11 protein-coding genes are annotated in these 21,725 nt (G+C 68.1%); 5 read left to right on the forward strand and 6 right to left on the reverse strand.

Features of this window, described 5'->3' with window-relative positions; translation table 11 throughout:
- The first annotated feature begins 387 nt into the window (after positions 1 to 387).
- The 3 genes from ACWDEW_RS04355 (at position 388) to ACWDEW_RS04365 (ending at position 2,227) form a co-directional block, all read left to right on the forward strand.
- On the forward strand, positions 388 to 924 hold the full coding sequence (locus ACWDEW_RS04355; protein WP_450509429.1) for an SUKH-4 family immunity protein: 537 nt from the start codon (positions 388 to 390) through the stop codon (positions 922 to 924).
- A 40-nt stretch (positions 925 to 964) separates the two neighbouring features.
- Positions 965 to 1,420, forward strand: coding sequence for a DUF5959 family protein (locus ACWDEW_RS04360; protein WP_381252454.1), 456 nt, complete (start codon positions 965 to 967; stop codon positions 1,418 to 1,420).
- 228 nt (positions 1,421 to 1,648) lie between these two features.
- A complete protein-coding gene (locus ACWDEW_RS04365) occupies positions 1,649 to 2,227 on the forward strand; it encodes a suppressor of fused domain protein (RefSeq protein ID WP_450509430.1) in 579 nt (192 codons plus the stop codon).
- A gap of 123 nt (positions 2,228 to 2,350) precedes the next feature.
- On the opposite strand, the gene ACWDEW_RS04370 is transcribed toward ACWDEW_RS04365, so the two are convergent.
- The 5 genes from ACWDEW_RS04370 to ACWDEW_RS04390 form a co-directional block, all read right to left on the reverse strand.
- Positions 2,351 to 2,920 carry a tetratricopeptide repeat protein gene (locus ACWDEW_RS04370; protein WP_450509432.1) on the reverse strand — a complete coding sequence of 190 codons (570 nt, stop codon included), beginning with the start codon at positions 2,918 to 2,920 and terminating at the stop codon, positions 2,351 to 2,353.
- 142 nt (positions 2,921 to 3,062) lie between these two features.
- The gene (locus tag ACWDEW_RS04375) at positions 3,063 to 3,620 is read right to left on the reverse strand and encodes a hypothetical protein (protein ID WP_450509434.1); all 558 of its coding nucleotides are present in this window, start codon (positions 3,618 to 3,620) and stop codon (positions 3,063 to 3,065) included.
- A 41-nt stretch (positions 3,621 to 3,661) separates the two neighbouring features.
- Complete coding sequence (locus ACWDEW_RS04380; protein ID WP_450509436.1) at positions 3,662 to 14,674, reverse strand: LamG-like jellyroll fold domain-containing protein; 11,013 nt, start codon at positions 14,672 to 14,674, stop codon at positions 3,662 to 3,664.
- A 322-nt stretch (positions 14,675 to 14,996) separates the two neighbouring features.
- Positions 14,997 to 15,749, reverse strand: coding sequence for an HNH endonuclease family protein (locus ACWDEW_RS04385; protein ID WP_450509438.1), 753 nt, complete (start codon positions 15,747 to 15,749; stop codon positions 14,997 to 14,999).
- A gap of 226 nt (positions 15,750 to 15,975) precedes the next feature.
- A complete protein-coding gene (locus tag ACWDEW_RS04390; RefSeq protein WP_450509440.1) occupies positions 15,976 to 16,884 on the reverse strand; it encodes an SCO6745 family protein in 909 nt (302 codons plus the stop codon).
- 106 nt (positions 16,885 to 16,990) lie between these two features.
- Between ACWDEW_RS04390 and ACWDEW_RS04395 the strand changes: the two genes are divergently transcribed.
- Both ACWDEW_RS04395 and ACWDEW_RS04400 read left to right on the forward strand, forming a co-directional pair.
- Positions 16,991 to 17,584: a TetR/AcrR family transcriptional regulator gene (locus tag ACWDEW_RS04395; RefSeq protein ID WP_450509442.1), complete on the forward strand. Its 594-nt coding sequence runs from the start codon at positions 16,991 to 16,993 to the stop codon at positions 17,582 to 17,584.
- 37 nt (positions 17,585 to 17,621) lie between these two features.
- Entirely contained in the window at positions 17,622 to 17,837 is a 216-nt protein-coding gene (locus tag ACWDEW_RS04400) for a hypothetical protein (RefSeq protein ID WP_450509444.1), read from the forward strand.
- A gap of 204 nt (positions 17,838 to 18,041) precedes the next feature.
- Here the strand turns inward: ACWDEW_RS04400 and mfd are convergent, their stop codons facing one another.
- A complete protein-coding gene (mfd, locus tag ACWDEW_RS04405; protein ID WP_450509446.1) occupies positions 18,042 to 21,572 on the reverse strand; it encodes a transcription-repair coupling factor in 3,531 nt (1,176 codons plus the stop codon).
- Between the last annotated feature and the right edge of the window lie 153 nt (positions 21,573 to 21,725).

Consider the following 21,725-nt stretch of genomic DNA (forward strand, 5'->3'; position numbering starts at 1 on the left):
GTGATGATTCGCGTCGCCGACGACCTCGGCATGCAGATCAACTGTGTCGGCGAATCGGTGGAGGACTGGGCAGGCGTGGAGGAGTCGTTCCGACTCGATGGCCGCCGAGTCGAGTGGGACCTTTGAACTTGAACGAGTGCTGCCGAGCCGCCAGGATCTGCGCGTGACGGAGCACAAAGTGGACCTGGTGACCTTGTTGCGGGAACTCGATGATCCCGAGTGGCTGGAACGGCCCCGCGGCTACGACCGTGGTGAGCTCGGCGTCCTCACCGAGCCAGAACCGGGTCTGTTCCACCCGGCACCGTCCGTAGCCGCCGACAACCCCCTGCGAAACCGTCAGGGGCCGCGAGCAGGGTCACCGCAGTCGCACGCCCGGGAAGGGACGTCATGGTCACCCACGCAGACCTTGTAGCTTGGGCCGGTCCGGGCAATGTCCACCGCGCTACGCGGCAGACCGTCGCGGAGTGGGACATCCCAACCGAGGCGAAGCACATGCTGACCAGTGTCGGTATCCCGATCACCGAGCAGATCGTCACCCACGTCCCCTACCAGAGCGAGCCGTCTCCGCAGCTGGTGGCCTCCGACGGTCGACGGTTCTACAAGCTCACGATCTCGCAGGTATCGGGCTTGGACCTCTGGCAGGCCTTCGGTGTTCAGCCGGTCACAGGCGAGGTCCACCACATCGGCTGGACCGGTGAAGCCCGGTTCACCAACGGTTCGGTCGAGCGGTGGCTCCAGTCTCTCCACCACATCGGACGTCACCTCAGCCAGTCCCACGTACTTGAGGATCCGTTCGAGGACGAAGACGCCGCACTCAATGAGCTGAAGGCTCTGGCCGACGATCTCAAGGAGATCGATCCTGCGGCATTCGAGGGCTACGAGGCCTTCACCTGGCCGGCGTTCCTCGACCGGTGGCTTTGGTGATGCCGACTGCCCTCGTCGCCCACGACCCAGGGGACACGACATGACCAGGCACGCTCCGGTGGACCTCATCCGCCTTGCCGATGAAGAGAACAGAGTGGTCGTTCAGGTGACGGGGCGAACAACCGAGGTGCTCCCTTGGGACGGCTGCCTTGACATCGACATCGTGGTGGCCAGCGAATTCGCTAAGGGAAACCTCACAGAGGTGTGTCTCCTGCCCGAGGACCTGGACGATTGGGCAGAGGCGCTCGAACTGCTCGCCGAGGGCCGGCCAGTTCACTGGATGGACGACGGTCGAAACCCGGAGATCCAGATCACGCCGAAGGGGCCGTACATCTCCCACGGTGAGGTCCTCAACGCGATCGAGGTGGTGGTGAGGGACACCACGGTGTCTCTCACCTCGGTGTGCGTCCTGGTGCGCCTGCCCGCCGACTGGGTCGACGCCCACCGTATGCAACTCGCGCAGGTCCGCGCAGCGTGGCCCTTCGAGCAGAACTGAGAACGGAAGGCTCTGAGTTGGGGGATCTCACCGAGGCATTGAGGTGCCGCCAACGGAGACCCGTCCGCGAAAGCGTGACACCCCTCCGTCGAGTGTCACACTTCTGCGCCTCGACCAACTGGAGCCCAGGGATGCCCTGTTGCGGGTCTGACACGATCAGGATCCACAGCTCCGCAACGCCCCACGAGCGGCCGGGGTCAGTCGATCACAGTCTGGAATGATCGCGTGGTGAGTGAGGCGAGACTGCTGGCCGCAGATGCCGTTGAGGCACATGTCCGGGCGTTCTTCACGGGACACGCGGTAGAGGTCGTCGACTACGACCTAGGTCCGGAACGGCGAGAGGCAGTGCCAGATCTGCGAGTTCTCGTCGTAGCGCCCGGCCCCCGCAGCGACAACTGGGCCTATGTCACCGCCGGATGCTGGGCCTCAATGGAGGAGCGTGGTCACGGACTTGAGTTCGTCATGACGGCGCGCGTCCGCGACCAACGGTTCATCGAACTCATGGCGATGATCGCCTTCTACCACTGCGAAGGGCATCAACTCGACCTGGAGCACAGCATGCCGATCGGCGAACCGTGGGTACCGGGCTCGACCTGCGACCACCTTCTGATCAGCCTGCCCTACCTCCACGGCCCCGACCTCGAACACTGTCCGCTGCCTGAAGGACACGCCCGCATCCTGTGGACCCAGCCGGTGACCGCAGCCGAGATCGAGTTCCGCAGACATCACGGACACAAGGCGCTGGAACAGCTCTTCGACGAGGCACAGATCATCCCCACCGATCCCTTCCGAGTATCGGTCGTCTGACCTCATAGCCTCAGCCGGTTCGCCTCAATCCCTTGCAGGTATTCGATGAGGCCTTCCACGAAGTTACGGAGACAGGTGGAGGCGCTCCGCCACTCGTCGTCTACTTGGAATTGCCATTTGGCATCAGTCACCAAGACCTGGCCCGTCAGTGATCTTCGAGCCGTTCTGGATGCGGCGGGCCGCAGCCACGAGCTCGGCAGGCAGCGCGGGACCGGCACACGCGTGATGAATCAGCAGGTCCCGGTACGAGTTGTTCGGCAGGTTCGGCGCCAGTTCGATGAGTTCGCTCAGTTCGGCGGGCGAGCCGGTCAGCCGTGCCCGGTAGGCGGCCCCGGCAGCGCACAGTGTGAGCTCGGTCGACTCGTGCTCCATTCCCCGATCGATCAGCCGGACCGCTGCGGCGAAGTCGCCCTGCTCGGCGTGAACGTCGGCCAGGTCGAGATGGAGCGACCAGTTGGCCGGGTCCAGGGCGAGAGCGCGCTCGAACGCCGCCACCGTCCGCTCAGGATCACCCAGCCATCGGCCACCTGGGCGGCGACACCCGCCCCTGGCTGGCTGACCCGCATGCAGGCGTCCGAGTCTGCGCGGCCCTGGCGCCCGGCCTTGCCGGCGACGACGCAGCGGGCCAGGTGCTGATGGAACTGGAGCGGTCGCTGCAAGCCTTCGGCAAGTCCTTTGGCGACATGGCTCCACCCCTGCAGCTCCAGTCCAAGTCGTACCAGGACCTGATCACAGGGCGACGCGTGAGGTGATGCCCGGTACTCGACACGCCCCTGCATGACGCCAAGCCCAAGATCATTCACGGAAGGGCAGTGAGAACCTCGCATACGGTGCTTCATGCACTATCGGGACGCAAATACATCGCCCCGGAGCGCAGTGTGAGACTCCCCTCCAGCGCCCGCTCAGCCGCTTTCTCACCCACTCTGAAGCGGCGCTCCGGGGCGACAGCAACAGCCTCCAAGCCTGCCCCTCTGGTGCGCACCATTCCATTGGTGGTAAAACGGTTCAGTATTCTCCAGAGGGAGCTTACGAAAGAGGCCATATCCGGGTCTCTTTCCTTGTCGTACCCCGCCGCCCAGCGCCCAGATTCAAGAATTCCAGGATTCTTCTCCAAACTCCTGACCCATTGAACTACAGGCCCGACCCCAGGTCCGGTAATTGAACCGTTTGAACCGACACTCACAGGCAATCGGGGATGCAGTTTGGGATTCCAGATGGTTGCGATAGTTCCGCAGCCATCAACCGTCTCACGAACCGGTGGGGTTTCCTCATCGGCCCACGCGGTATAGGCGACGAGTTTCACCTCTGGATACTTGGCGTGAATCGCTTGCAGTATCTGATCCTCGTCTTCGGGCAGCAAAAGCAGTTGAATTTGCCGTCCAGTAGATGACATTTCTCCCCTCCGATCCCCAAAAGAACCACTCACTACTACGACTACGGTTTCGGAATCATTAGAACCGGACCCCTACCCCACTGGTGAATATCAATCGCATTTGCCAGTTCACGCGAGTCCGGGGTAACTCCGTCACTCAGGGTGTCGACAGTATTCACATAGAGAGGTGAACCGTCTTCCAACTCGAACGATAGGTCAGGTCTCCGTGTTTCTCCATTGGGCCCCAATATTGTTTGCTCTGGCTTCACCTCGCCAGTGTTCCGGTCCGTTCCTCCCGCAACATGTTTCCAACCAGGATTGGCGTCCATCAGCTCGTCCCGGACTTCATCCAAATGCTGCACCGTCGACGGCTTCCCTCGCATGCCGAACGGATTACGGGGAATCCGCGGCTTGGCTCCATTCGCACACTGGCACTTGGTGGAGTGCCTTGCGATAGCTCCGTTGCAATTGTGGACGAGGACCGGCGTATCACCTGCCTCCACATAGTACGTGTGAAGACTGCCGATGGTCAGGTCGTAGGTCGTGGTGTTCGCGTGGTAAAGCCGAACTCCGGTGACCTCGGCCGTGCCGGTCGGGGTCTGGAGAACGTCGCCGACCTTCAGGTCTTTGCCCTCAACGAACGCCGACTGGGTCTCGTCGTAGAACGGGTGGTGGAAAGTCGTCGTCAAGTGCGCGCCCTGCGCATCGGACGTGGCCTCGGCAGCCTTGGTGCTCTGTCCGGGCGTCGCCGGGGAGACCGCCGCGACCGTCTTGGTTGCCGAGTCCTGAGCGGAACCGTGACTGTGGCTCGCGCCCAGCGCCCCCAGTACAGCCGCCGACGCCGCCAGACCGAACGCCGCCTTGCGGGCGACCTTCTTGGCCAGGGACTTGGTGCCGGTGATCGCACCCTTCTTCGCGCCGGCCTCGGCCGTCGCCTTGATCGTCAGATCCACGAAGTCGTGGTCCGTGTGCGTCACGATCACCGCGGTGACCTTGTGCGCCTCGGTACCTGCAACCCCAGGTACCGAGTTGGCGATCGTGTCGCCCACCTTCACCTGGTCGATCGCCTTGGTCGACCCGTTTGCCATCAGCACCCGGGTCGAACCGCTAAAGCTGTGCGGGATCGGGCAACTCTCGCCCTCGTCCTCCCCCGAGTGCGACTGACTCCGAGTCCCCGCCCCCTCGGACTCCGCCGCCGAAGCCGCCTCATCCGTGGCATCCGCAGCCCCGGCCTCCCCGGCTTCACTCGCCCCCTTGCCGAACAGCCCCCCGACGACCTCCATTGCCTTCGGAGCCGCCTTGGCAAGGAGCTTTCCGCCCAGAGAGCCGAGCGCGCCGCCCAGCGCGCCCGTCACCGCCCCCTCGACCGCCGACCCCGCAAACGCACCCGCGCTGCAGTCCCCACCGCCGTTCTGAGCGCACTTGAAGCCCTGCTCCACCAACGAACCCGCCGCGCCCGCCAAAGCGGCGCAGCCAATCGTGCCGACGCCCCAGGTAGCCGCCTCGCAGCCTGCGAAGACCGCCGTGGAGACCACGATCGACGTGATGGCCGCCGCGTGGTTCTTGACGAACTTCGCGGTGGTCTTCACCGCCTTCACCGTGGCGTGGTAGGCCGTCCGCGTCGCATGCGCTACCGCCTTGGCCGCCTTCTTCACCGTGTGGGCGACCTTGTGCGCCGCCTTCTTCACCGCGTGGACGACGCGATGCGCGACTCTCGATGCCTTGTGGTACGCCGTATGCACCGCGTGAACTGCCGCGTGATACACGCGTTTCACGTGTCTGACCGTGTAGTGGTAGACCCGCCGAGTCACCCGCACCGTCGCGCGGTACACGTCCTGCACCTTGTGGACGACCTTGTGGGCCGCGTGCTTGACCGCGTGAACCACCTTGCGGGCCACGTGCTTGGCCGCGTGGTAGACCTTGTGGACCGCGTGCTTGACCTTCTTGGCCACGTGCTTGGCGGCCTTTACCTCGCACGAACCCGTCCACCAGGAGCAGTGACCCGACTCGTCGGTACCCACCATCGGGTTGTCGTCGACGTACGCGAACGGGTTCGCCGCCACCGAGTCCGGGCTCGGATCCAGGGACACGCTGTCCTTGTTCAGGAACTCGCCCGTGTTCGGGTTGTACCAGCGGGACGCCGTGCCTACGTCGCCCGTGCCCGGTTCCGTCCAGCCTGACTGGAAGCCCAGGTGGCCTATGAGTGACAGCGTCGCCGTCACCTTGCCGAGTGGGTCGTACGTAGCCGAGCCGGACAAACCAGTCGCGCCCGACGTGAACGTGCCCACCACGTCGTCGTGCAGGTCCGTCAGGGCAAGCACGCCAGCCGACGCGCCTGTCTGTTTGATGCCTACCAGGCCGCCCGCCGGGTCGTACGTGTACGACGCGTCCCCGTCCGTCGCGATCGTGTTGTCCGCGCCCGAGTAGGCGAACGTCCTGGTCGTCGACGCGGCCGTGTTGGTGTCCGTGATGTTCCGGCCCAGGGCGTCCAGCGTGTAGGACTGCGGGCCGGCGACTATCTGGCCGCCGAACGCGTCCGTCTTGAACGCGGCCGTGCCGTTCGCCGTCGAGGACTCCTGGGTCATCGTCCCGCGGGCCGAGTAGGAGTACGTGTTCGTGCCGTCCGACGTCAGCTGGTCTCGGGCGTCGTACGTGTAGACGTCCGCGCCGACCCGCACCCGGTTGCCCGAGGCGTCGTACGAATACGCCGTCGTTGCCGTGCCGTTGTTCCACGACGTCAGGCGGTCCGACCAATCGTACGCGTACGTGTTCGTCGACGCGCCCGTCACACCCGCCGTCGTCTTCGACGTCAGGTTGCCGTTGTTGTCGTAGCCGTAGGTGAAGCTCGACAACGTGCTCGCGCCTTGCACCATCACGTCGTTCGACAGCTCGTGCGCGCTGTTGTACGTGAACGTTCGGGTCTGGCCCGTGCTCCCGTACTTGATCGTCTTCAGGTCGTTCAACTGGTCGTACGTGTACGAGAGATGGGTGCCGGTCGCCGCGTCGTCCAGCGTGGACAGGCGGCCCGCCGTGTCGTAGCCGTAGGACTGGGTGCCCGCCGCGTCCGTGCGGCTCAGCATCGAGCCGTCGTCGTTGTACGTGAAGCTCGACGCTCCCGCCGAACCCGACGCCGACAGCAGATCGCCCCGGTCGTCGTACGTGAACGCGTCGTGCGTGGACGCCTGGTGGTCCGCGGCGCCCACCGTGCCGGCCTCGTCGGTGTCCGCCGAGGTGACGCGGCCGTCGGCGTCGTAGGAGAAGCTGTGCTTCGCCGAGGCCGCTTCAGCGCCGGTGCCCGTCATGGTCTTGAGCTGGTCGTTGGCGTCGTATGTCATCGACGTCGTGACGCCGCCGGGGGCGGTGGCCGAGGTGACGTTGCCGTCCGCGTCGTAGGCGAAGGTCGTCGTCGTGTCGGCGGCCGAGGTGTACTGGCTCGTCGTCGGCTCGGTCACCGTCGCCTGCTGGCCCCACGGGGTGTAGCCGTAGCGCCAGGAGTTGCCGCGGCCGTCGGTGAAGCGGGTGCGGTTGCCGGCCGCGTCGTAGCCGAAGGACGTGGTGATCGACGTTGTCGCGTCTACCGGCTCGACCTGCTGGGTGATCGTGCCCGCCGCGTCGTACGTCCAGCGGGTGGTGTGCTGGTTGGCGTCGGTGGCCGCGGTCAGGTTGCCGTTGCCGTCGTACTGCTGCGAAGTGCCGTACAGGAGCGTGCCGTTGGCGTCGTAGCTGCGAGTCGCCGTCGGGTCGTCGTTGACGTTGTAGTCCGTGACCGTGTAACTGCCGTCCGCCAGCGTCGTCTTGGTGGGGTTGTCCTCGAAGTCGTAGGCGTAGGACGTGGAGTTGCCCGCGCCGTCCGTCGTCTTCGTGACGTCGCCCGCACGGTTGTAGGCGTACGTCGAGGTCACGCCGCCCGGGGTCGTCGTCGAGGAGAGGTGGGCACCGTAGGGGTTGCCGGTGGTGACGGCGTAGGAGTTCGTCGTGGTCAGCGTGCGGGTGGAGGGGTAGCGCTCCAGGGTGGTGGAGGTGACCTGGCGGCCGAGGTAGTCGAAGGTCGCCTGCGCCTGGGCTCCCGTGCCGTCCGTCGCCGTGCGCTGTTCGCCGTTGGTGTCGTAGGTGGCGTGGGTCTTGGTGCCGTCGGGCTCGGTTATCTGGGCCAGGTCGCCCAACTGGTCGTAGAGGTAGGAGGTGGTCCTGCCGCCGGGTGTGGTCTCGCTGGTCTGGTTGCCCTCGCTGTCGTACGTCCAGACTGTCGTGCCCGCGTTGGGAGTTGAGGCTTCGGCCGGGGTGTACGACGGGAGGGTCTCGCTGACCTTGTTGCCGACGGCGTCGTAGGCCGTGGTGGTGACCAGGCCGGTCGGGTCCTTCTCCGCGACGGCCTCGCCGAAGGTGTTGAAGCCGCTGGAGGTGACCGGGTTGACGGGGGCGGCGTTCGCCGCGATGCCGTCCGGCTCCGACTGGACCGTGGGTGCCGTGGTGACCGCGAGGTTGCCCGCCTGGTCGTACGCGTAGTTCGTGGTGTGCTGTTCGGGGTCCGTCATGGACGTGGGCAGACCGCGCTTGTCGTAGGTGTACTTGGTGGTCTGCTGGTCGGAGGAACCGACCGTGCCGCCCGAACGGCCCTTGCCGTAGAGGGAGTTGATCTCGCTTGTCGACAGCGCTCGCTGGTAGGTCTGGACGTTGCTGACCGCGCCGTTCACGGCGTTGCTGACGGTGCCCGAGGCGGTCTTCGCGCCGCCGATGGAGAGCGGGCCCGCGCCGGTCCAGGGGGCGGGGTTGTTGGCGGTGCCCGCGAGGGTGCCGTTGACGTACAGGCTCATGGTGCCGGTCGACGCGTCGAAGGAGCCGACCAGTTGGGTCCAGGTGTTGAGCGCTGGGGTGCTGGAGGCGGCGGCGCTGTAGTACGCCGACGGGGCGGCGGAGGTGTCCTGGCTGGGCGAGATGAGACGGAAGACGCCCGTGGTGGAGGCGTACTGGAGGTAGAAGGAGGAGCGATTGGTGCCGCCCTGCGCGACGAAGGTGCGGAACGTCGAGGTGTCCGACAGCTTCACCCACGCCGAGACGGTGTAGGAGGAACTGGTGTCCAGGACCGGTCCGTTGGTGGCGGCGATGTCGCCGTTGCCGGAGGTGTCGCCGCTGAACTGGGCCGCGTCGTCCGACCACGTCACGCCCGAACCTGCGGTGACGGTGTTGCCGGTGCCGGAGGAGTCGGTGACGGACCGGCCGGTGGTCTGGTTCAGCTTCCACCAGCCCGACGGGTGCCCGGACGCGTCGCCGTACAGCGTCTCGCTGAGCAGGTTGCCCATGTCGTCGTACGTGTCGGTCGTGGTGCGGTCGTAACCGGTTGCGTCGTGGTCGTTCTCCGTCGCGACCTGGTCGTCCGGGGTGTACGACACGGACGTCACGCGGTCGACACCGGTCGGGTCGACGGTCGTGGACGTGGTGCGGCTGGAGGCGTCGACCGTGAACTGGGTGACGTTCTCGCCGTTGTCGGTCGTCTGGGTCAGCAGGTTGCCGGCCGCGTCGTAGGCGTCCGACTCCAGGACATAGGTGCTGGTGCCGTCGGAGCTGGTCTTCTTCACCGTCGCGGTGAGGCCGTCGTCGGTGTAGGTGTACGACGTCGTGTTGCCCATCGCGTCGGTGACCGAGGCCAGCCGGCCGGCCGGGTCGTAGGCGCGTGAGGACTCGACGAGTTTCGCGGCGGTCTGCGGGGAGACCGGGTCGCCGGTGTACATCAGGCTCTGCGTGAGCAGGTTGCCGTTGTCGTCGTAGGTGTAGTCGGTCTCGTTGCCGGCGCTCGTCACCTCCTTGGTCTTGTTGCCGGAGGTGTCGTACGAGTACGTCGTCGTGTTGCCGTAGGACGTGCCGGCCGCGACGTTGGCGTCGGACTCGGTCAGCAGCCGGTCGTAGGCGTCGTAGGTCTGGGTCTCGGTGCGCGGGGCGTCGCCGCCCTGTGCGTCGGAGACGGTCTGGGAGAGGACGTCGCCGTCGTCGTCGTAGACCGTGCTGGAGACGGCGGCGTGGTCGGCGCCCTGCACGCGGTCGGTGATCTTCGGGTCGTGCTCGGTGATCACCTGGCCGTTCTTGTCGTACTCGTAGCTGGTGGTCAGACCGGCCGGGTAGGTGTCGGAGACGACGTTCTGGCTGAGGACCTGGCCGACGTTGTCGTAGGTGTACGACGTGACCAGGCCGATGGCGTCGGTGGTGGAGGCGACGTCGCCGTTGGTGAAGTACGACACGGAGTTGACCGCGCCGCCGGGGCTCACCGTCCTCACCGGGAGGCCCTTGGGGACGACCCCGCCGTTGGCGGACGGGTAGGTGCTGGTGCCGTCGCTGTAGACGGTGGTCGTGGTGCGGCCGGACGGGAAGCCGGGGACGGCGGGGCCGGTGACGGCGGTCTGGTTGCCCGCCGAGTCGTAGGTGTACGACGTCAGGTACGTGTTGTCCGTCGCGGACGCCGAACGGCCGTCGCGCTCGGTCAGCAGCTGGTCGTTGCGCGGGTCGGCGGTGGTCAGCTGGGCGGTCGTGTCGTCCGGGTAGTACGTGTAGTACTCGGTGTTGCACTTGTTGGCGACCTGGTCCTGGCAGGACGTGGACGAGACGATGTTGCCGCGGACGTCGTGACCGGTGGTGGTGACCGCGCCGTTGGGGTCGGTGACCGTGTGCTCGAAGCCGGCCGTGTCGTAGCCGAAGCTGGTCTTGTTGCCGAGGCCGTCGGTCTCGGTCAGGGCGCGGTTTCCGTTGGTGACGTCGTAGGTGTACGTCAGCGTGGAGGTCGTCGGCGAGGTCACCTTGACCGTCTCGACCGGGAGCAGACCGCTGGAGTTCTTGCCCGCCTCGACGTGTGCGGCCACGTCGGCCGCGCTGAGCGCCGAGTGGTAGAAGGCCGCGTCGGCGATCGAACCGGTGAAGTGGCTGACGTCCGCCGGGGAGTCGAGCCAGCTCTTGGAGAAGCCGGCGCCGAGGTAGAGGTGGTTGTAGGTCTGGTCGGCGGGGGTGCCGGAGTAGCTGGACTGCTGGACGCCGTCCAGGTACAGGGTCTGGGTGGCGCCGGAGGCCGTGAGGGCCACGTGGTGCCAGGCGTTGTCGGTGACCGTGCCCGTCGAGCCGAACGCCGTCGCGGCGGAGCCGCTGCCCGAGTAGTAGTGGCCGTGCAGTTTGTTGTCGCTGCCGACGTACAGCAGCGGCGCATAGGTGCCGGACACGGTGGTCGCGCCGGAGATCGCCGCCGACTGGGCGCCGACGATGACGCCCTGCGAGGCGGTCTTGAACCAGAGTTCGAGGCTGCGGTCGCTGGTGCCGAACTGCACGGACGTCGGCAGTTCGACGTACGAGGAACTGCCGTTGAACGTCGCCGCCTTGGCGTCGCTGAACGGTCCTGTCGCGCCGAGTGTCACCCCGCTGTACGTGCCGTTTCCGCCGTGCACCTCGTTGAGGGCCGTGGTCGCGCCGGCCGCCTCGCCGAGCCGGTAGTAGCCGGCCGGTCCGCCGCCGAGGACCGCGCCCCGGTAGGTCTGGCTGGAGCCGGTGACGGTGGGTGCGGCGAGCTTCCAGACGCCGCCGTTCTCGTCGGTGAGCTGGGTGAGCGCCGTCGTCGCCGGGTCGTACGTCATCGTCGCGAAGGACTTGCCCGACGGACGCTTGACCGAGGTGAGCAGGGACGCCGAGTGAGTGCCGTACTGGTAGAGGGCGTTGACGTCGGCGGCGACCAACGGGCGTCCGTACCAGGCCGCGTCGGCGATCGAGCCGTTGAAGTAGGTCGCGTAGCCGGTGGCGTCGGTGGTGCTGCTGTTTCCCTCGTCGGGCCAACTGCCGCCCAGGAAACCGGTACCCAGGTAGTTGAAGACCTGGTTCTTGCCGAAGGCCACCGCGCTCTTGATGGAGACGGTGCCGGTGCGCGAGCCGACCTTCGTGTTGTCCAGGAACAGCGTCTGCGAGTTGCCCGCGGCGCTCAGCACCACGTGGTGCCACTTGCCGTCGGCCACGGACGCCGAGGACACGATCGGGTTGATGCCGCCGCTGTACCAGAACTCGGCGTTCAGCTTGCCGTCGGTGCCGACGTAGACCGACGGGGTGTAGAAGCCGGCGGCCTTCTTCGAGCCGATCGGCTGGGAGGCGTACGAGTAGAGCACGCCCGGTCCGGCCGAGGTCTTGAACCAGAGGGACAGCGCGCCCGAGTCGGTGTCGTTGCCGGTGTTCTTCGGCAGGGCGACGTCGGAGGTGGTGCCGTTGAAGGAGGCCGCGGTGGAGGAGGAACCGGTGAGCGGTCCGGCCGCGCCCAGCGTGACGTTCTCGTACGTCGCGTTCTTGGTGCCCTCGTTGGCGAGAATCGCGTCCTTCGCTGTGGTGCCCGAGGTCTCCGTGAGCGGCCAGGCCGCGCTGGGGTCGAGGTCGAGGGAGGCGTTCTGGTACTGCGAGCCCGTCGTGTAGCCGTACGTCGTGCACTTCGTCGTCGACAGCGGCGCGCACACTGTCGTCAACTGGTCGCCGGTGTAACCGTAGTTCCAGGTCAGCGCGGTCGACGCGGTGCCGGCGGTGACCGGGTCGGTGGTGACGGTCGCGACATGCGCGGCGAGGGCGCCGGAGGGGGTGGACCAGGTGAGGGTCAGGGTGCGGCCGGACACGTTGGACTTCATCTGCGTGACATGACCGCCGGCCCACGTCAGCGATATGGAACGGCCGTTGGCGTCCGTGACGGAGGTGAGTCCGTAGTTGCCCGTGGTCAGCAGGGTGGTGAAGGCGTAGACCGTGTCGTCCTTGTCGGTCAGGCTGTAGCCGCCGCTGACCGTGGTGAACGTGGCCCAGCGGCCGGTGCCTGGCGCGAAGGTGCCGTCGCTGTTCTTGCCGTAGCCGACCTGTGAGCCGTCCGGATAGGTGACGTTGACGCTGGTGACCGCGCCGGCCGCGCTGTACTGCTCGGTGGCGCGCGCGTCGAAGATCGACGACCAGCCGGAACCGAAGGCTCCGGCCCAGCGCGGGTCACGGGAGTTGTAGTCGCGCTCGACGTCCAGGGACGGGCCGACGGTGGAGATCGAGGCGTCCGTGTCGGAGGTGGTGTAGTTGCCGATGGACGCGTCGAAGCCGTGGTCGCTGCTGTTCTGCGAGAGCCCCGAGGTGATCACGGGTTGGGGTACTTGAACGGACAACTCGTAGGGATCGGCGGGTGAGTAGAGCCCGGTCGTCGCGTCGTACGCCTGGACTTCCCAGTTGTAGTTCTTGCCCCAGGCGAGCTTTCCGGCGGGGACCGTCCAGTCGCCGGTGGCGACCAGGCCCGAGTCGACGACCAGGGCGTTGTTGGCGTCGTAGACCTTGAACTGGTACTTGTTCGCGCTGCCGCTGGTGGAGTTGGCGCCGCCCGCCCAGGCGGTGAGCTCCGGGGTGGTGGTGCCGACGACCGCGTTGTCGGCGGGGAACTGCTCGTAGAGCTGCGGGGCGGTGTTCCCGGTGTAGGTGACGATGAGCTTCGGGCCGAGCCCCGGGTCGTTGAAGGAGCCGAACTGCTTCCAGTGCGCGGCGTCGCTCGTGGACGCGTAGAGCGCGAGGCCGTAGTCGGCGGTCGTCCCGCTGAACCAGCCCTGGATCGCCGAGGTCGACAGCGTCACGTCCACCGTGTCGCCCACGCTCCGGTCGGCACTCGTGTTCGCGCAGGCGTTCGGCACGGTCGGGGTCAGGTTGCCGATGGAGGCGCCGTAGCTCGGTCCGGGGTAGCTGGTGACGCCCTCGGGCGTCCAGGCCTGGGTGACGAGGGCGACGTCGAAACGCTCGGCGGTGCAGGTCGCGGCCCAGGTGTCGAACAGCTCCAGCTTCGCCGCGGTGACCGTCAGACCGGTGTCGTCCCAGGCGGTGTCCCAGTGGTTGACGTAGCTCGCCGCGGAGTGCGTGCCCGAGTCGTACGAACCGACCTTGATCGTCTGCTCGTAGGAGTGGTCGCCCGTCGCGTCCGACCCCGACTCGGCGTAGGTGGTGGTCCAGCCGTCGGTGACGGTCGGGTCGACGGTGACGGGGAAGACGCGGTGCGTGTCCTTCAGCCAGGCCTCGTCGAGGGTGATCCTCAGCGCGTAGCCGCTGCCGTTCCGCACGAGGGTGGTGGTGACGTCGTGGGTCGTGGTCGGGTCACCGGAGCGCGGATCGACCTTCGAGTCGTAGGCGTACGACGAAGGGACGCGCTCTACGGTCTTGCCCGCGCTGTCGCGCAGGACGATCGAGCCGTCCTTGTTCTGGACGGGGGTGAGTCCCTTGAGCTTCAGCGGGAAGGTCCAGGAGTTGCCGGCGTCCGCGGAGTGCAGGACGACCGCTTCCTTCACGCCCGTGGCGGTGGGGGCGACCTGGAGGTCGGTGTCGGCGAGGACCTCCGGGTAGGTGACGCGCGAGCCGCCGACGACGGTGCCCTTGACGGCCTGGGCGTCCTTCAGCCCGTAGGAGACGGTGTGCTGTGCGTCGGGGGCGAGGGAGACGAGCGCGGAGTCGTCGGCCTTGGGCGCGAAGTCCACGCCGACGGAGTTGGCCTTCTCGTGCCAGCGCCCGTCGGGTCCGGCCCGCACGTCCACGTCGATGGGGGCCCATTTGCCCTTGCCGACCTGGTAGTTGACGGGTGTCGGGGAGATCTGTCTGGTGATCGACCCGTCGGCGTTGTCGAAGACGGTGTCGGTCCGCGAGGACTTGCCCGCGTCCCGCTTGCTCGTCCTCGCGTTGAAGCCGGCCTTGCCCGCAGCGCTCTTTCCCGGCTTCACGGACGCCGAGTGGGCGTGGTAGGCGGCGAGTTCGCCCTTGCCCTTCCCCGGCTTACGGCCCGCGCCCTGGTGTGCCTCGGTGGCCGCGGCGGAGACCCGGTGCCGCTTGCCGGCCGCCGTGCCAGACTTCTCCGACGGCAGCCGGCCCCAGTGCGGGTCCTTCAGCCAGGCGGTGAGCGAGGACAGGCTCGGCAACGAGACGTCCACGGCATGCAGTTCGACCCCGTCGGCCATCGCCTGCTGCGTCGTCCACATCAGGGCGAGCGCGGTCAGCAGGAGCAGGGCGACACCACGGCGGGCGCGCCGTATGCGGCGGGGTGGGCGAACACGGCGAGCGAGCCGGACACGCACGACGAGGACTCCAACGGTCGACGGGCACGAAGCAGCCGCCGCCAGTCGATGCTTGACCGGGTCCTGACAGGACAGCCACAGAAACGCACAGATCTTGCCCATCGCCAACAAAGACCGAACAGACCCCAGAAGAGATCATCGACCGATCTTGACCATTACCCGGTGAACGCACCCCGAGTCACCCCTCATGTCCCTTTGCTCCTTGTGAACTCCTTTACCAGTACAACGACTTGACCAGAACAGATCGTCATCTCCCGTATATGTACTTCACGGGAAAGGGCTTGCTCCGACGGGCGCCCAGCTCACCTCGGCCCGCTTCGGCTCACTTCGCGTGGAACCTGCTCGGCGCGTTCGTCGGGTTCCCGCCGGACGGGAGCTTCTGCCCCGGACAGGTGGAGAGGACCTTCTTCATCGCGGCCTTCTCGGCGGCGGTGACCCACAGTCCGTACTTCTTCTTCACGGCGACCTGCGCGGCCACATACGTGCAGCGGTACGCCTTGGGCGGCACCCAGGTCGCCGTGTCGCCGTCGCCCTTGCTGCGGTTGGCGCTCGCGCCGACGGTCAGGAGGTTGAGGGGGTCGTTGGCGAGGGCTATGCGCTTGCTGGCGTCCCAGTACTTGGCGCCCTTCTGCCAGGCGTCGGAGAGGGCTACGAGGTGGTCTATGTCGACGAGGCTGGCCCCGCGACGGTAGGTCACCTCCTTGCCGGAGTACGGGTCGGATTCGAGGACGCCGTAGGACACCTTGCAGGTGCCGCCGGTGAACTTCACCTGCTTCAGGTCCCGTTTGAGGATGTCGTCCCTGGTGTCGCAGCTGTTGGAGTCGGTGTCGGCCCATGCGGTGCCGAACCGCTCGCGGGAGTAACCGGTCTTCGGCGCCCGTCCCTTGACGGTCAGGGACTCGGCGGCGGTGAGCGCCGCGCCCCCGCCGGGGCCTCCGCCGGAGTTCCCGCCGGTGTCCCCACCGGTGTTCCCGCCGGTCGTCGCTTCGGGCCCGGAGGCCCCTGTGGTGTCCTTGCATCCGGCGACGGACAACATGATCAGGACGGCAACGGCCGCCCCACCCCTCAGACGCATCACGTGCGCCCCTCCCCTGGTTCACCCGGCCCCGCCCCTGCGGGGGCGGATATTGACCTGGTGCCCACGTTAGCGGCGGAGATGTCGCGAACATATGGGGCCCGGGGGCGTATGACGTGCAACTCGGGTGTATCGATACGACCTGGTCGGTGCGGGCGCCCCCACCTCGCACTCCCTCCCCACACTCTCTCCCCAGGCTCCTCCCAGACCGTGCCGAAGACCCTTCTCAGACCTTGCCGATGCCCAGGGTCGACTCCGAGGGCAGCAGCCCGGAACCGAGCACGGCGACCCAGAACTCGCCCAGCAGATCGGCGAGTCGGTCGGTGTCGGCCCGGCCGAGGAACCGCCAGGGCTCGGCGGCCAGCCGGTCGGTGGTGCGCTCCACCTCCTGGCGCAGCTCGCGGCCCGCCCTCGTCGCCGTACCGAGGTCGTCCAACAGGCCGCGTGCGACCAGGCGTTGGCGGGCCGCCGCCCATTCCTGTGGGCTCCAGCCCCGGCTTTCGAAGCGCTCGACGGGGGCGGCCCCTATCGCGGCGAAGGAGACCAGGGACTCGACCGGGTCCAGGTCGGCGACGAGGAGCGCCGCGAGGTGGCCGTCACCTCGGTGTTCGCGCAGGATCGTCGCCGCCTGCCACAGCTGGAGGTGGGGTTCCTCGGGCCAGGCCAACTCGGCGTTGGCCGCGGCGAGGGGACGGCCGGCCGCGGTGACCGCCTCGGCGGCGCGGCGGGCGAGGGCGGCGGCCTCCGCGAGTTCGGGGCTGTCGACACGGTCGCCGAATATCGCGCGGTAGGCCCGGTCCATTCCGCGCAGCCTCGACTTCAGTACGGCGTCCGGGCTCGCGACGTGCCACGCGGGGTCGATGTGCGCGGCGACCATGCGGGGGCTGAAGCTGTAGAAGGCGGAGGTCACCCGCTCGGCGCCGGCCGGGCCCAACGGGGCGGCGCGCAGCGGGAAGTAGCTCGGCCAGCGCTCCTCGGTGTCGTATCCGAGCGCCGCGGCCTCCTCGAAGACCTCCGGCGCGTAGTACAGCACCGCGTGCAGGGGTTCGAGCAGGTGCCAGAGCCGGCGCACCCTGCTCGACTCCACGGCGGCGGGGTAGTTCACGGTCTCCACTCCACGTACGTCTTCGGACATGGCACAACTCCTCGTCGCGTCCCGGCCGTTCCACAACTTGACACTGACAAGATTGCCCCAGCCGCTCGAACTTGTCAATGCCTAGATTCGGCGTAGGCTGCTGAGCATGAGTACGACCAAGCCGGCCAAGCCGACCAAGAGCCCGTACCACCACGGCGATCTGCGCCGCGCCGTCCTCACCGCCGCGCTCGACGTCATCGCCGCCGACGGCCCGTCCGGGCTGAGCCTGCGGGACCTCGCCCGCCGTGCCGGCGTCTCGCACGCGGCGCCGGCGCATCACTTCAAGGACCGCACGGGGCTGTTGACGGCCATCGCGGCGGAGGGGTTCGGGCTGCTGGCCGCCACGATCGGGGAGGCGGCGGATCTCAAGGACGCGGGAGTGCGGTACGTGCGCTTCGCGCGTGAGCATCCGGCGCACTTCCAGGTGATGTTCGCGCCCGAGCTGCTGCGCGAGGGCGACCTCGAACTCGCCACGGCCCGCACCCTCGCGAGCGAGGCGCTGAGCGGCGCCGTCTCCGCCGTACCGCCCGAGGGCCGCGGCGCCGACGCCCGCCTCGCCGGAGTCGCCGCGTGGTCCCTGGCGCACGGCTTCGCGACGCTGCTGCTGGGCCACAATCTGGACGGGGCGGTGGGCGAGCGGGAGCCGGAGGAGGTGTTCCGGGTGCTGGCAGGGATGCTGTTCCGCGGGGCGGCCGACTGACGGCTCCGCGGGCGGTCGACTGGAGGCGGATGGGGAAGTGGACGCCCCCGACGAACAGGGCAATACGCCTTTGCGGCTGGCGGCGTTCACCGGTCGGAGCGATGGCGCGGTGCTGTCACCGCTGGTCGACGCCGGAGCCGATCCGGACCTGGGCAACCTTCATGGCGTGAGCCCGCTGCGCCTCGCCGGCGGGCGCATTGGTTCAAATGCCCCAGATTTCGCTATGCATCTCAGGGATCGTCCTGACTCGTAGTGCGGTTTCCACAGGAGTCGTCCCGCCGTACGCGAAAGGCCGTTGGGCGCCCACGGGCGGGCAGGCCGGGCCGCTGTTGCAGCTGGAAAAGTGTGACGCTTTCCCAAAGAAGCGTCACACTTTCCCACGGGTACCCCGCCACGCCGGACGTGCCAAGCGCCGCGCCCCCGGCGCCGCCCGGCCCCCGCCCGCCCCCTCTCGCCGCTACGACCCCAGGATCGTCGCCAGGAACTCGCCCACCCAACCCAGCAACTCCCGCCCCACCAACGGCTTTCCGCCCACCCTGGAGGTCTTCGGGCGGGGGACGAGGATCTGGTGGGCGGCTGGCTTGATGACGGTGCCGGGGTAGAGGCGCTTGAGGCGCAGTTCCTGGGACTCGCGCAACTCCACCGGTGTGAAGCGGATGTTGGTGCCCTGGAGGACGATGTCGCCGACGCCGCACGCGCGAGCGAGCATGCGCAGGCCTGCCACCAGGAGCAGGTTCTCCACCGGCTCGGGCAACTTGCCGTAGCGGTCGACGAGTTCCTCGCGTACGGCCTTGATGTCCTCCTCCGTGTTGGCGGAGGCGATGGAGCGGTAGGCGGAGAGACGCAGGCGCTCGCCGGGGGCGTAGTCGTGCGGGACGTGGGCGTCGACCGGGAGCTCGATCTTGACCTCCAGGGGCGGCTCCTCCTCGACCCCGCCCTCCAGGGAGGCGCGGTAGTCGGCGACCGCCTCGCCGACCATGCGGACGTACAGGTCGAAGCCGACGCCCGCGATGTGGCCGGACTGTTCGCCGCCCAGGAGGTTTCCGGCGCCCCGGATCTCCAGGTCCTTCATCGCCACGTACATGCCCGCGCCCATCTCCGTGTGCTGGGCGATGGTCGCCAGGCGCTCGTGGGCCGTCTCCGTGAGGGGCTTCTCCGGGGGGTACAGGAAGTACGCGTAGCCGCGCTCTCGGCCACGCCCGACCCGGCCACGCAGCTGGTGGAGTTGCGACAGGCCGAAGTTGTCGCCTCGTTCAACGATCAGCGTGTTCGCGTTGGAGATGTCGATGCCGGACTCGACGATCGTCGTCGACACCAGGACGTCGAACTTCTTCTCCCAGAAGTCGACGACGACCTGCTCCAGGGCCTGTTCCGACATCTGGCCGTGGGCGGTGGCGATGCGCGCCTCCGGGACGATCTCGCGTAGTCGCGCCGCCGCGCGGTCGATCGATTCGACCCGGTTGTGGATGTAGAAGACCTGGCCCTCGCGCAGGAGTTCGCGGCGGATCGCGGCGCCGATCTGCTTCTCCTCGTAGGGGCCGACAAACGTCAACACAGGGTGACGCTCCTCAGGGGGCGTCGTGATCGTCGACATCTCGCGGATGCCGGTGACCGCCATCTCCAGGGTTCTGGGGATCGGGGTGGCGGACATCGTCAGGACGTCGACGTTGGCGCGCAGCTTCTTCAGCTGCTCCTTGTGCTCGACGCCGAAGCGCTGCTCCTCGTCGACGATGACCAGGCCGAGGTCCTTGAACTTGGTCTCGGAGGAGAAGAGGCGGTGGGTGCCGATGACGAGGTCCACGGAGCCCTCGCGCAGGCCCTCCAGGGTCGCCTTCGCCTCGGTGTCGGTCTGGAAGCGGCTCAACGCCCTTACGTTGACCGGGAACTGCGAGTAGCGCTCGGTGAACGTCCCGAAGTGCTGCTGCACGAGCAGCGTCGTCGGGACGAGGACGGCGACCTGCTTGCCGTCCTGGACGGCCTTGAAGGCAGCCCGTACCGCGATCTCGGTCTTGCCGTAGCCGACGTCGCCGCAGACCAGCCGGTCCATGGGGACCGACTTCTCCATGTCGTCCTTGACCTCGGCGATGGTGGTCAGCTGGTCGGGGGTCTCCGCGTACGGGAAGGCGTCCTCCAGCTCGCGCTGCCAGGGCGTGTCCGCGCCGAACGCGTGCCCCGGGGCCGCCATCCGGGCCGAGTACAGCTTGATCAGGTCGGCCGCGATCTCCTTGACGGCCTTCTTGGCGCGCGCCTTGGTCTTCGTCCAGTCGGCGCCGCCCAGGCGGTGCAGGGTGGGTGCCTCGCCGCCGACGTACTTGGTGATCTGCTCCAGCTGGTCGGTGGGGATGTAGAGGCGGTCGCCGGGCTGGCCGCGCTTGGCGGGGGCGTACTCGACGACCAGGTACTCGCGGGTGGCGCCCTGCACCGTGCGCTGCACCATCTCGATGTAGCGGCCCACACCGTGCTGCTCGTGGACGATGTAGTCGCCCGTCTCCAGGGTGAGCGGGTCGATGGTCTTGCGGCGGCGGGCCGGCATCCGGGCGCCGTCCTTGCCGGCGGCCTTCTGCCCGGAGAGGTCGGTCTCGGTGAGGACGGCGAGCTTGAGTGCCGTATCGACGAACCCGTAGTCGATCGATCCGGTCGCCACGTGCACCACGGAGGGGGCGATCTCCCCGAGGTCGGTCTCCAGGCGGGCCGCGACGCCCTCGCTGCCGAGGACCTCGACGGTGCGGGCGGCGGGGCCGTGGGCCTCGGTGACGAAGACCGTGCGCCAGCCGTCGGCGAGCCAGCCCTTGGTGTCGGCGAGGGCCTTCGCGGTGTCGCCGCGGTAGGTCTCCGGGGCGTGCATCCCGAGCTTGAGCGTGTCCGCGTCCAGCTCTTCATCAGCGGCGAAGGGCGAGACGGACCACCACATCATGTCCAGCTCGCGCGCCCGGTCCCGTACGTCCGCGATGGACCACAGGGAGGCCGCGTCGACGTCGATGGGCGCCTCGCCGCCGCCCGCGGTGGCCGCCCAGGAGGCCTGCAGGAACTCCTGCGACGTGGCCACGAGATCGGCGGCACGCGTGCGCACCCGCTCCGGATCGCATACGACGGCCATCGCGCCCTTGGGCAGTACGTCGAGCAGCAGCTCCATGTCGTCGACGAGCACCGGGGCCAGCGACTCCATGCCCTCCACGGCGATGCCCTCGGCGATCTTGCCGAGCAGCTCGCCCAGTTCGGGGTGGGCCTCGGCGAGGGCACGCGCGCGCGTGCGGACGTCTTCCGTCAACAGGAGTTCACGGCAGGGGGGTGCCCACAGGCCGTGGTCGGCGACCTCCAGGGAGCGCTGGTCGGCGACCTTGAAGTAGCGGATCTCCTCGACGTCGTCGCCCCAGAACTCGACGCGCAGGGGGTGTTCCTCGGTGGGCGGGAACACGTCCAGGATGCCGCCGCGCACGGCGAACTCGCCGCGCCGCTCGACGAGCTCCACGCGCGCGTAGGCGGCGGCGCCGAGCGCGTCCACGACCGCGTTCAGGTCGGCGGACTGGCCCGACCTCAGGGCGACCGGCTCCAGGTCACCGAGCCCCTTGACCTGCGGCTGCAGCACCGACCGCACGGGCGCTACGACGACGGAGACCGGGCCCGTCTCCGGGTCGTCGTCCCTCGGGTGGGCCAGGCGGCGCAGCACGGCGAGGCGGCGGCCCACAGTGTCGCTGCGCGGGCTCAGCCGCTCGTGCGGGAGGGTCTCCCAGGAGGGGTACTCCACGACGCCGTCCGGCGGGAGCAGCGAGCGCAGAGCGGCGGCCAGGTCCTCCGCCTCACGCCCTGTCGCGGTCACCGCGAGGACAGTGCGGCCGGCCTCGCGCGCGAGCGCCGCGACGGCGAAGGGGCGGGTCGCGGGAGGGCCGACCAGGTCGACGTGCATGCGGTTGCCGTCGGCCGCCGCGCGGGTCGCTTCCGCGAGGGCGGGGTCCTTGACTACGGCGTCGAGCAGACCGTGCAGACTCATGGAGGGGCGCTTCCGTCCGGGTGGTGGGCAACACGAAGGGCCCGACGCGGGGTGCTGTGGGCCGGGGGGTTCCAGCGTACGACGACGATGGCGCGGCCGGGGTTGGTGCTCGCGTACCAGGAGGCTCCGCCCCCTGGACCCCCGGAAAGCCTT

Source organism: Streptomyces sp. NPDC001100 (genome assembly GCF_053598575.1).

What these genes read in the sequence shown, in the direction of transcription:
- ACWDEW_RS04355 (WP_450509429.1), top strand. Translation starts at nt 388, where the DNA reads ATGGTCACCCACGCAGACCTTGTAGCTTGGGCCGGTCCGGGCAATGTC.
- ACWDEW_RS04360 (WP_381252454.1), top strand. Translation starts at nt 965, where the DNA reads ATGACCAGGCACGCTCCGGTGGACCTCATCCGCCTTGCCGATGAAGAG.
- ACWDEW_RS04375 (WP_450509434.1), bottom strand. Translation starts at nt 3,620, where the DNA reads ATGTCATCTACTGGACGGCAAATTCAACTGCTTTTGCTGCCCGAAGAC.
- ACWDEW_RS04385 (WP_450509438.1), bottom strand. Translation starts at nt 15,749, where the DNA reads ATGCGTCTGAGGGGTGGGGCGGCCGTTGCCGTCCTGATCATGTTGTCC.
- ACWDEW_RS04390 (WP_450509440.1), bottom strand. Translation starts at nt 16,884, where the DNA reads ATGTCCGAAGACGTACGTGGAGTGGAGACCGTGAACTACCCCGCCGCC.
- ACWDEW_RS04395 (WP_450509442.1), top strand. Translation starts at nt 16,991, where the DNA reads ATGAGTACGACCAAGCCGGCCAAGCCGACCAAGAGCCCGTACCACCAC.
- mfd (WP_450509446.1), bottom strand. Translation starts at nt 21,572, where the DNA reads ATGAGTCTGCACGGTCTGCTCGACGCCGTAGTCAAGGACCCCGCCCTC.